The sequence below is a fragment of the Streptomyces durbertensis genome (assembly GCF_014156695.1).
Lineage (GTDB): Bacteria > Actinomycetota > Actinomycetes > Streptomycetales > Streptomycetaceae > Streptomyces > Streptomyces durbertensis.
This window is the reverse complement of the sequence record NZ_WMLF01000189.1, coordinates 1-9,983: the sequence shown is the minus strand read 5'-3', so window position 1 is coordinate 9,983 and position 9,983 is coordinate 1. Positions and strand designations below refer to the sequence as shown.

Here is a 9,983-nt window from a genome sequence, read left to right as displayed (position 1 = left end):
GCCCCGGGCGGGTTCGGCGGTCTGGGTGGCGGCCATCGTCCGGTTCTCTCCGCTCATCTCAGTACTCGATCCGGTCGCGACGGCTGACCAGCATCATCACGGCCGAGAAGGCCATCGTCACCAGCAGGAGCACCACGCCCACCGCGGTGGCGTAGCCGGCCTGGCCGGAGTCGAACGCCTTCTTGTAGAGGAAGACGGGGGTGACGAGGGTGGCGTCGCCCGGGCCGCCCTTGTTGATCGTCATGATGTGCACGATGGCAAAGGCGTCCAGCGCCTGGATGCCCATGTAGATCCAGCCGGTGTGCACCGTGTCGCGGATGAGCGGCAGCGTGATCCGGAAGAAGGTCGTGGGCCGCCGGGCCCCGTCCAGCAGCGCGGCCTCGTAGATCTCCCTGGGGATGGAACCCATCGCCGCCGAGAACAGCACCACGTAGAAGCCGACGAACATCCAGCACAGGACGAACAGCACGCACCACAGGGCGAGTTTCGGGTCGGCCAGCCAGTTCTGGGTCAGCGACTCGAGTCCGACCGCGCGGAGCACACCGTTGAGCGGTCCGGTGATCGGGTCGTACATCGCGGCCCAGACCACGCCGATGATGGCGACGGAGATGACCTGCGGGAAGAAGTAGACGATCTTGTAGAAGCGTGCGCCGCGCACCCCCGCCACCGGCTCGTTCCGCCGGCTCCTGCCGCCCGCCTGGAGCATGAAGGCCAGGAACAGGCCGAGTGCCAGCGTGCCCACGGGGGCGAGCACCAGCAGGAAGAGGCTGTTGCGCAGGGAGGCCCAGAACGTCGGGTCGTCCATGAGCCTGGCGTAGTTGTCCAGGCCGACGAACGAGAAGTCCGAGCTGTAGCCCGTCCAGTCCGTCATCGAGTAGTAGAACGCCTGGAAGAACGGCGAGATGACAAAGACCGCGTAGACGAGCAGCGGGAGGGCGAGGAACCAGCAGACGAACCGGTACTTGTCGATGCTCCGGTACGCCCGCTGGTTCCGCACCCGCGCCGGGGTCAGGCGGGGCGGCAGGAAGAACGCCGCGACGAAGAGCAGCCGGTCCACGGGGCCCACACCCCCCGGGCGGCTCCCCTCTTCCACGGCGGGCTCGCGCACCGCCGTCCTTGCGTCGTTCCCCATACCGCCCCGCCTCGTGCCTGGTGGCGCGCCGCCGCGCCGTCTTGTCAGCTTCCCCGCTCGGGAAAAGGTCAGGTGTGCTTGTACTTCTTGACCGAGCTGTCCTTGGCCGTGCGGTCGGCGAAGTCCTGGCACCGCTTGACGGCCTCGTCGGGCTTCATGTCGCCGGCCATCATCGAGGCGATGGTGCCGCCGATCTGGTCCTTGTGGAGTTCCAGGTACCAGTCGTGGATGCGCGGGGTGATGACGTTCTCGCCGGCGGCGCTGAGAACCTCGCCGGCGGAGGTGAGGCCCGGCGTGAGATCGAGACCGTCGGCGGCACCTTGGACGCAGGTCAGCGCCGACACGAGCTGGGTGAAGTTCTGCGCGCACTCCTTGCTCATCATCACCCGCAGCCACTCCATGCCACCCTCGACGTTCTTCGCCTGGGCGGGCACCATGAACGGCTCGCTCGCCTCGGCGAAGACCGTCTCGAAGGGCATCGCGTCGGACTTGTCCAGGCTGGAGGGCGGCGCCACCGTCATCTGGAAGTCCTTCGGGGTGGTCTTGCGCGCCTCGTTCTCCACCCACGAACCGTTCGGGATGAACAGGGCGTTGCCCTTGGTCCACTGCGTCTGGGACTGGATGTGGTCGATGCCGGGGGTGCCCTTGAGCACGTAGCCCTTCGCGTAGAGCTCGTAGTACGCCTCGAACGCCTTGCGCACCGCGTCGTGCTTCCAGGCGTTCGGCTCCAGGTTGTCGATCGCCTTCATCACGTCGGCACCGCCGATCTTGGCGATGAAGGGGTACAGGGTGAAGGCGAAGTAGTAGGGGTGCTTGCCCGCGTACGTCCAGCCGGCGATGCCCTGCTTCTTCGCCTTGGCGCAGACGGCGAGCATCTCGTCCCACGTCTTCGGGTACTCAACGTCCAGCCGCTCCAGCGCGGTCTTGGAGTACCAGGTGCCGTAGACGGTGAAGGAGTAGTTCAGCTGGTAGACCTCGCTGCCTCCGAACCGGCCCTTCTCGATCGTCCCGGGGATGAGGGTGTCACGCACCTTCTTCTGCGGGTCGAACAGCGAGGGCGCGTCCAGCAGCGGGGCGAGGTCGGCGACCTGCTCCTTCTCGATGAGGCTGGCCACGTCCATGTTCTCGGCGCCGGAGTTGTTGATGACGTCCGGCGGGTTGCCCTTCACCATGAGGGGCTGCATACGGGTGCGGATCTTCTGGGTCTTCTCGTGCTTGACCTTGCCGTAGCTCCGTTCGTACACCTTGTGGGCGTCGACCGCGTACTGGTCTCCGTAGCCGCCGTTGAAGATGACAACGCTCAGAGCCGCGGTCTTGTTGACGCCGAGGGGGTTGTCGTCGGTCTTCTTGCCCTTCTCCACGGTGTTGTCGCCGTCACCGCCGCCTGTGGCGCAGGAGGAGAGCGCACCGATCGCCGGCAGCGCGAGTGCGCCCGCCGCCGCCGATCGCTTCAGTATGTCCCGACGGCCTACCTCGGTGGATCCCATGCGCGAGTCCTCGCCTTCTCGTCTGGAGTCAGGCGGTGTTGGGTTTCCTGTCAACTCGCCTGTGGCGAAAGGGCCGACACCGCAGTCGGTTTGAGCTGGGGTGGTGCGCTCGGGGCCGCTTCGGAAGGGGCGGCGCTCCGGGTTCCGATAGGTATAGTCCACTCGGCGTCGGCTGGGCAAGATCGATTGCAGTCTTCTCCGGGATATTTCCCGAGTCGAGACCTGGCCCGTACGGTCCCCCTTGAGGGCCGCCACGCGGCCGGAGCGAGGACGTACGGAAGGTGGCCCATGCCCGACGGAACCGACCGCCCGCGGACGCGACTCCCCAACCGGCGACTCGTACGACTCTTCTGGTCGGCGCACCGCCGCGTGTACCGCCTCACCCGTGGCCGGCTCGGACTCTGGCGGCCGAAGGACCGGCGTTGGGGCACGATGTGCCTCACGACGGTCGGGCGGCGCACCGGGCGGGAGCGCGGCGTGATCATCGCCTACCTGGAGGACGGCCGGAACCTCGTCGCGCTGGCCATGAACGGCTGGGCCGACGGCGAACCGGCCTGGTGGCTGAACCTCCGGGAGCATCCGGACGCGCGGGTGGACCTGAAGGGCGGGTCCCGGCTGGTGCGGGCCCGGGCGGCGAGCGGTTCGGAGCGCGAACGCCTGTGGGCCCGGTGGCGGGAGACGGAGGCGAGGTTGGACGACTTCGCGGCGCTGCGCTCGCGCGAGACCGCGGTGGTGGTGCTGGAGCCACGGGAGCCCGTGGCGGAGTCGTGAGACGACGGCGAAGGGCCGCGTCCGCCGGGTGGCGGACGCGGCCCTTGTGCAACCTCGGGCGGCGAGCGCCCGGGTCAGCGGCCTGTCGGCGTCACTTGCTGATCAGCGAGCGCAGCACGTACTGCATGATGCCGCCGTTGCGGTAGTAGTCGGCCTCGCCCGGGGTGTCGATGCGCACCTTGGCGTCGAACTCGACGCCGGTGTCGGTGCTCACCTTCACCGTCTCCGGGATGCCGCCCTCGTTGAGGGCGGTGATGCCGGAGATCGCGAAGGTCTCCTCGCCGGTCAGGCCGAGGTTCTCCGCCGAGGCGCCCTCGGGGAACTGCAGCGGCAGCACGCCCATGCCGATCAGGTTCGAGCGGTGGATGCGCTCGTAGGACTCGGCGATGACGGCCTTGACGCCCAGCAGCGCGGTGCCCTTGGCGGCCCAGTCGCGGGAGGAGCCGGAGCCGTACTCCTTGCCGGCCAGGACGACCAGCGGGACGCCGGCGGCCTGGTAGTTCTGCGAGGCGTCGTAGATGAACGACACCGGGCCGCCGTCCTGGGTGAAGTCGCGGGTGTAGCCGCCCTCGGTGCCCGGCGCGATCTGGTTGCGCAGGCGGATGTTGGCGAACGTACCGCGGATCATGACCTCGTGGTTGCCGCGGCGGGAGCCGTAGCTGTTGAAGTCACGACGGGAGACACCGTGCTCGGTCAGGTACTGACCGGCCGGGGTGTCGGCCTTGATCGCGCCTGCCGGCGAGATGTGGTCGGTGGTGACCGAGTCGCCGAGCTTGGCGAGCACCCGGGCGCCGGCGATGTCCCCGACCGGGGACGGGTCCGTCGTCATGCCCTCGAAGTAAGGGGGCTTGCGGACGTAGGTGGACTCCGCGTCCCACTCGAAGGTGTTGCCGGTGGGGATCGGCAGCGACTGCCACTGGGCGTCGCCGGCGAAGACGTCCTCGTAGGAGGAGCTGAACATGTCCTGGCCGATCGCGGAGGCGACGACCTCGTTCACCTCCTGCTCGGAGGGCCAGATGTCCTTCAGGTACACCGGGTTGCCCTCGGTGTCGACGCCGAGCGCCTCGCGGGTGATGTCCACCTTCATCGAGCCGGCGATCGCGTAGGCCACGACCAGCGGCGGCGAGGCCAGGTAGTTCATCTTGACGTCGGGGTTGATCCGGCCCTCGAAGTTGCGGTTGCCGGAGAGCACCGAGGTGACGGCCAGGTCGTGCTCGTTGACGGCCTTGGAGACCTCCTCCGGCAGCGGGCCGGAGTTGCCGATGCAGGTGGTGCAGCCGTAGCCGACGAGGTTGAAGCCCAGCTTGTCGAGGTAGGGCGTGAGACCGGCGCGGTCGTAGTAGTCCATGACGACCTTGGAGCCCGGCGCCAGGGTGGTCTTGACCCACGGCTTGCGGGTCAGGCCCTTCTCCACGGCCTTCTTGGCGACCAGGGCGGCGCCGACCATGACGTAGGGGTTGGAGGTGTTGGTGCAGGAGGTGATCGCGGCGACGGTCACGGCGCCGTGGTCGATCTCGTAGGTGGAGCCGTCGGGGGCGACCACCTGGGTCGGGCGCGAGGGGATGCCGTCGGAGTGCGCCGGGGAGTCCGAGGCCGGGAAGGACTCCTTGCCGGCCTCCTCGTCGTCGGAGACGTAGTTGCGCACGTCGAGCGCGAACTGCTCGGCGGCGTTGGCGAGGACGATCCGGTCCTGCGGGCGCTTCGGTCCGGCGATGGACGGCACGACCGTGGAGAGGTCGAGCTCCAGCTTCTCGGAGAAGTCCGGCTCGGCGGCCGGGTCGAGCCACAGGCCCTGCTCCTTGGCGTACGCCTCGACCAGCGCGAGCTGCTGCTCGCTGCGGCCGGTCAGGCGCAGGTACTTGATGGTCTCGTCGTCGATCGGGAACATCGCCGCGGTGGAGCCGAACTCCGGCGACATGTTGCCGATGGTGGCGCGGTTGGCGAGCGAGGTCTGGGCGACGCCCTCACCGTAGAACTCGACGAACTTGCCGACCACTCCGTGCTTGCGCAGCATCTCGGTGATGGTCAGCACCAGGTCGGTGGCGGTGGTGCCCGGGGAGAGCTGGCCGGTGAGCTTGAAGCCCACGACGCGCGGGATCAGCATGGAGACCGGCTGGCCGAGCATCGCGGCCTCGGCCTCGATGCCGCCGACGCCCCAGCCGAGCACGCCGAGGCCGTTGACCATGGTGGTGTGGGAGTCGGTGCCGACGAGGGTGTCGGGGTAGGCCTGGCCGTTCCGGACCATGACAGTGCGGGCCAGGTGCTCGATGTTGACCTGGTGGACGATGCCGGTACCCGGCGGGACGACCTTGAACTCGTCGAACGCGGTCTGGCCCCAGCGCAGGAACTGGTAGCGCTCGCGGTTGCGGCCGTACTCCAGCTCGACGTTCTGGGCGAACGACTCGGGCGTGCCGAACTTGTCGGCGATGACGGAGTGGTCGATGACCAGCTCGGCCGGGGCGAGCGGGTTGATGCGGGCCGGGTCGCCGCCCAGCTCCTTGACGGCCTCGCGCATGGTGGCCAGGTCCACCACGCAGGGCACACCGGTGAAGTCCTGCATGATCACGCGGGCCGGCGTGAACTGGATCTCCTGGCTCGGCTGCGCCGAGGAGTCCCAGCCGCCGATCGCCCGGATGTGGTCGGCGGTGATGTTCGCGCCGTCCTCGGTGCGGAGCAGGTTCTCCAACAGGACCTTGAGGCTGTACGGCAGGCGGGCCGAGCCCTCGACCTTGTCCAGCCGGAAGATCTCGTAGGACTCGTCGCCCACCCGCAGGGTGCTGCGGGCGTCGAAGCTGTTCGCCGACACGACAGTCTCCTTCAGTGCATGAATTCGCGCGTACTGCCACGATCCTGCCGTCACAGGACCTCGTCGGTGCGCTAAGGTACGCCTAAGTTAGGCTCGCCTTAGTACCGAGTGGCGTCGGTACGCCCTTAGGTAGATATCTCGATGTCGAGATAACTCTAGTACATCGCCGCCGGACAGTCATGCCCCGCCCGGGGTGTCGCGCACCCGAGTCGTGACACGACGCCCATCCCCACTCACCCGAACGGCCCAGCGCGCCGAAACGTCCCGCACACCTCCCGACCCGGCTCGGACCGGGCCGCCGCGACACCCCCGACACGCCCACCCGCACGGCCACCCGGGCCGGGAACCGGGTCGTGCCATAACCTGATTTCCGGAATGTCCGACACCTGGCACGGCGCGCGAAAGTGTGAGCGCATCTCATATCTGAGATACGGTCACCGCCATGACCGACGACTACCTCGTACGCATCGGAAAGCTCATCAGGGACGCCCGGCAACACCGCGGCTGGACCCAGAGCCAGCTCGCGGAAGCGCTCGGCACCAGTCAGAGCGCGGTCAACCGCATCGAGCGCGGCAACCAGAACATCAGCCTTGAGATGATCGCCCGCATCGGCGAGGCGCTGGACAGTGAGATCGTCTCCCTGGGCTACTCCGGCCCGATGCATCTGCGGGTGGTCGGCCGCCGCCGCCTCTCCGGCGCCATCGACGTCAAGACGAGCAAGAACGCGTGCGTGGCCCTGCTGTGCGCCACGCTGCTCAACTCCGGCCGCACCGTGCTGCGTCGCGTCGCCCGCATCGAGGAGGTCTACCGCCTCCTGGAGGTGCTGAACTCCATCGGCGTACGCACCCGCTGGATCAACGACGGCGCCGACCTGGAGATCGTGCCGCCCGCAGACCTCGACCTCGACAGCATCGACGCGGAGGCCGCGCGCCGCACCCGCTCGATCATCATGTTCATGGGCCCGCTGCTGCACCGCGCCGAGCGCTTCAAGCTGCCCTACGCCGGCGGCTGCGACCTGGGCACCCGCACGGTCGAGCCGCACATGCAGGCGCTCCGCCGGTTCGGCCTGGAGGTGACCGCCACCGAGGGCATGTACCACGGCCTCGTCGAGGGCTCCGTCCGCCCCGACCGGCCGATCGTGCTGACCGAGCGCGGCGACACCGTCACCGAGAACGCGCTGCTGGCCGCCGCGCGCCACGACGGCGTCACCGTCATCCGCAACGCCAGCTCCAACTACATGGTCCAGGACCTGTGCTTCTTCCTGGAGCAGCTCGGCGTTGCCGTGGAGGGCGTCGGCACCACCACCCTCACCGTGCACGGCCGCGCCGACATCAACGTCGACGTCGACTACTCCCCCTCCGAGGACCCGGTCGAGGCCATGAGCCTGCTGGCCGCCGCCGTCGTCACCGAGTCGGAGCTGACCATCCGGCGTGTGCCGGTGGAGTTCCTGGAGGTCGAACTGGCCGTCCTGGAGGAGATGGGCCTCGACCACGACCGCAGCCCCGAGTACCCGGCCGACAACGGGCGCACCCGGCTGATCGACCTCACCGTGCGGCCCTCCAAGCTGGAGGCGCCGATCGACAAGATCCACCCGATGCCGTTCCCCGGCCTCAACATCGACAACGTGCCGTTCTTCGCGGCCATCGCCGCCTCCGCGCACGGCTCCACGCTGATCCACGACTGGGTCTACGACAACCGGGCGATCTACCTCACCGACCTCAACCGCCTCGGCGGCCGACTCCAACTCCTCGACCCCCACCGGGTCCTGGTCGAGGGCCCCACCCGCTGGCGCGCCGCCGAGATGATGTGCCCGCCGGCACTCCGGCCCGCGGTGGTCGTCCTGCTCGCGATGATGGCCGCCGAGGGCACCTCCGTCCTGCGGAACGTCTACGTCATCAACCGCGGCTACGAGGACCTGGCCGACCGCCTCAACTCCATCGGCGCCCAGATCGAGATCTTCCGCGACATCTGAGACGCGAGCACCGCCGTACCCCGTCCGACCTGCTGCTTGGTGGGTCGGACGGGGTACGGCGGCGTCTGAGGAGTGCTCCGGGAACGTCGGGCCTGCGGCGGGCTCAGAGGCGGGGGTCAGCGGCGAGCACCGCCCGGTGTGCCAGGTCGAGTGCGGTGTCGATGTCGGCCGTGGTGGTGGCCGGGTTGATGGTGCACATCCTGAGGACCGTGCGGCCGCGGAGGCGGGTGGTCAGGACCAGCGCCTGGCCCGTGGCGCGGACGGCGTCGCTGACGGACCGCTGGAGGCGGTCGACGGTGGCCGGGTCGGTGGAGCCGCCCCCGGGTCGGCAGCGGAAGGTGAGGATGCCGAGGCTGGGCTTGCTGGTGAGTTCGAGGCCGGGGTGGGCGTTGATGCGGGCGGCGGCGTGGTCGGACAGGTGGAGGCCGTGGTCGACGGCGCGGCGGAAGGCCGCGGCGCCGAAGGTCTTCAGGGAGAGCCACACCTTCAGGGCGCGCAGGCCGCGGGACTGCTGGGGGCCGAGGTCGTCGAAGTTGACCTCCCCGTGGCGGGCCTCGGCGGGGTGGAGGTAGCCGGTGTCGAGGTGGTGGCGGGCCATCCGGAAGGTGGCTTTCAGGAGCTCGGGGTCGCGGACCAGGACGCAGCCGGTCTCGTACGGCTGGAACAGCCACTTGTGGGGGTCGAAGGTGAGGGAGTCGGCTCGCCCCAGCGCTTCCCGCATATCGTGGCCGCGACCGGAGAGGGCGAACGCCGCGCCGTGGGCACCGTCGACGTGCAGCCACAGTCCGTGGCGGCGGCAGAGCCGCGCGAGGTCCGTGACGGGGTCGACCGCGCCGGTGCCGGTGGTGCCGACGGTGGCGACGACCGCGAAGGGCCGGAGACCGGCGGCCAGGTCGGCGTCGAGCTGGGCCGTCAGGTTCCGGGGGTCGAGGCGCTGGTCGGGGTCGGGTTCGAGGGCGACCAACTGGTCGCGGCCCAGGCCCAGCAGGTGCGCGGCGCGGGCGACGGAGGGGTGGGCCTGGGTGGAACAGTAGAGGCGGGCGCCGGTGAGGTCGCCGCCGAGCTGGTGGTCGCGGGCTGCGGCGAGTGCCGTGAGGTTGGCGAGGGAGCCGCCGCTGACAAAAAGGCCGCCCCAGTGGTCGGGCAGGCCCAGCAGCTGCTTCAGCCAGTTCAGGGCCGTCAGTTCGACGGCGCTGGGACCCGAGCCGACAAGCCAGGCGCCGGGCACGCTCAGGTGGGCGGTGGAGAGCAGGTCGGCGAGGACGGCGGGGTAGTTGCCGGTGGTGGGGACAAAGGCGAAGCAGCGGGGGTGGTCGAACCGGATGCCGAGCGGCAGGACGTCCTGGGTCAGCTGGTCGAGCAGGCCGGTCAGGTCGCCGCCTTCCTCGGGTAGCGGTTCGCCGAGGAGCGGCTGGAGTGCGGCGGGAGCGGCGGCGGCGTGCGGCGGGCCGTCCGCGACCGTGCACAGCCGTTGGACAACAAGGTCGACCGCGTGGTGGCCGGCCGCTCGCATCTGCTCTGGGGACAGGGCCAGTTCGCCGGGGCGGTAGGGCCGCTCGGGCTGCCGAGGCTGCCGGGTCTCTCCGGCGGGCGCGGGTTGGGCCGGCGTCACCGGGGCGTTCACCCGGGAGGCGGTGCCGGCGGGAGGGATCTCACAGGTCACAGGGGGGCACCCGTCGTGGTTCGGATCTCCTGGGTGAGGAGGCGTTCGGCCCAGGACCGGGCCGAGGGGCCGAGGGCGGGTCGAGGGGAGATGTCGCAGAGGCGGTGACCGGTCTGCACCAGCACAAGTTCGTCGCCGGGCAGCACGGGGCC

At 69.6% G+C, this 9,983-nt stretch carries 6 protein-coding genes; 2 read left to right on the top strand and 4 right to left on the bottom strand.

Annotation, left to right across the window (positions count from 1 at the left end; all coding sequences use genetic code 11):
- Positions 1 to 58: 58 nt before the first annotated feature.
- On the bottom strand, positions 59 to 1,132 hold the full coding sequence (locus tag GL263_RS14365; protein ID WP_182856091.1) for a carbohydrate ABC transporter permease: 1,074 nt from the start codon (positions 1,130 to 1,132) through the stop codon (positions 59 to 61).
- Between the two features lie 68 nt (positions 1,133 to 1,200).
- Positions 1,201 to 2,619, bottom strand: a complete 1,419-nt coding sequence (gene ngcE / locus GL263_RS14360) for an N-acetylglucosamine/diacetylchitobiose ABC transporter substrate-binding protein (RefSeq protein ID WP_182856090.1) — start codon at positions 2,617 to 2,619, stop codon at positions 1,201 to 1,203.
- Between the two features lie 288 nt (positions 2,620 to 2,907).
- On the opposite strand from ngcE, the gene GL263_RS14355 reads away from it, so the two are divergent.
- Complete coding sequence (locus GL263_RS14355; protein ID WP_182856089.1) at positions 2,908 to 3,390, top strand: nitroreductase/quinone reductase family protein; 483 nt, start codon at positions 2,908 to 2,910, stop codon at positions 3,388 to 3,390.
- A 91-nt stretch (positions 3,391 to 3,481) separates the two neighbouring features.
- Here GL263_RS14355 and acnA read toward each other — a convergent pair whose 3' ends face one another.
- Positions 3,482 to 6,196: an aconitate hydratase AcnA gene (gene acnA / locus GL263_RS14350; protein WP_182856088.1), complete on the bottom strand. Its 2,715-nt coding sequence runs from the start codon at positions 6,194 to 6,196 to the stop codon at positions 3,482 to 3,484.
- A 442-nt stretch (positions 6,197 to 6,638) separates the two neighbouring features.
- On the opposite strand from acnA, the gene GL263_RS14345 reads away from it, so the two are divergent.
- Entirely contained in the window at positions 6,639 to 8,168 is a 1,530-nt protein-coding gene (locus GL263_RS14345; protein ID WP_182856087.1) for a helix-turn-helix domain-containing protein, read from the top strand.
- A gap of 103 nt (positions 8,169 to 8,271) precedes the next feature.
- On the opposite strand, the gene GL263_RS14340 is transcribed toward GL263_RS14345, so the two are convergent.
- Complete coding sequence (locus tag GL263_RS14340; RefSeq protein WP_323379393.1) at positions 8,272 to 9,831, bottom strand: pyridoxal phosphate-dependent decarboxylase family protein; 1,560 nt, start codon at positions 9,829 to 9,831, stop codon at positions 8,272 to 8,274.
- Positions 9,832 to 9,983 lie beyond the last annotated feature (152 nt).

What these genes read in the sequence shown, in the direction of transcription:
- GL263_RS14365 (WP_182856091.1), bottom strand. Translation starts at nt 1,132, where the DNA reads ATGGGGAACGACGCAAGGACGGCGGTGCGCGAGCCCGCCGTGGAAGAG.
- ngcE (WP_182856090.1), bottom strand. Translation starts at nt 2,619, where the DNA reads ATGGGATCCACCGAGGTAGGCCGTCGGGACATACTGAAGCGATCGGCG.
- GL263_RS14355 (WP_182856089.1), top strand. Translation starts at nt 2,908, where the DNA reads ATGCCCGACGGAACCGACCGCCCGCGGACGCGACTCCCCAACCGGCGA.
- GL263_RS14345 (WP_182856087.1), top strand. Translation starts at nt 6,639, where the DNA reads ATGACCGACGACTACCTCGTACGCATCGGAAAGCTCATCAGGGACGCC.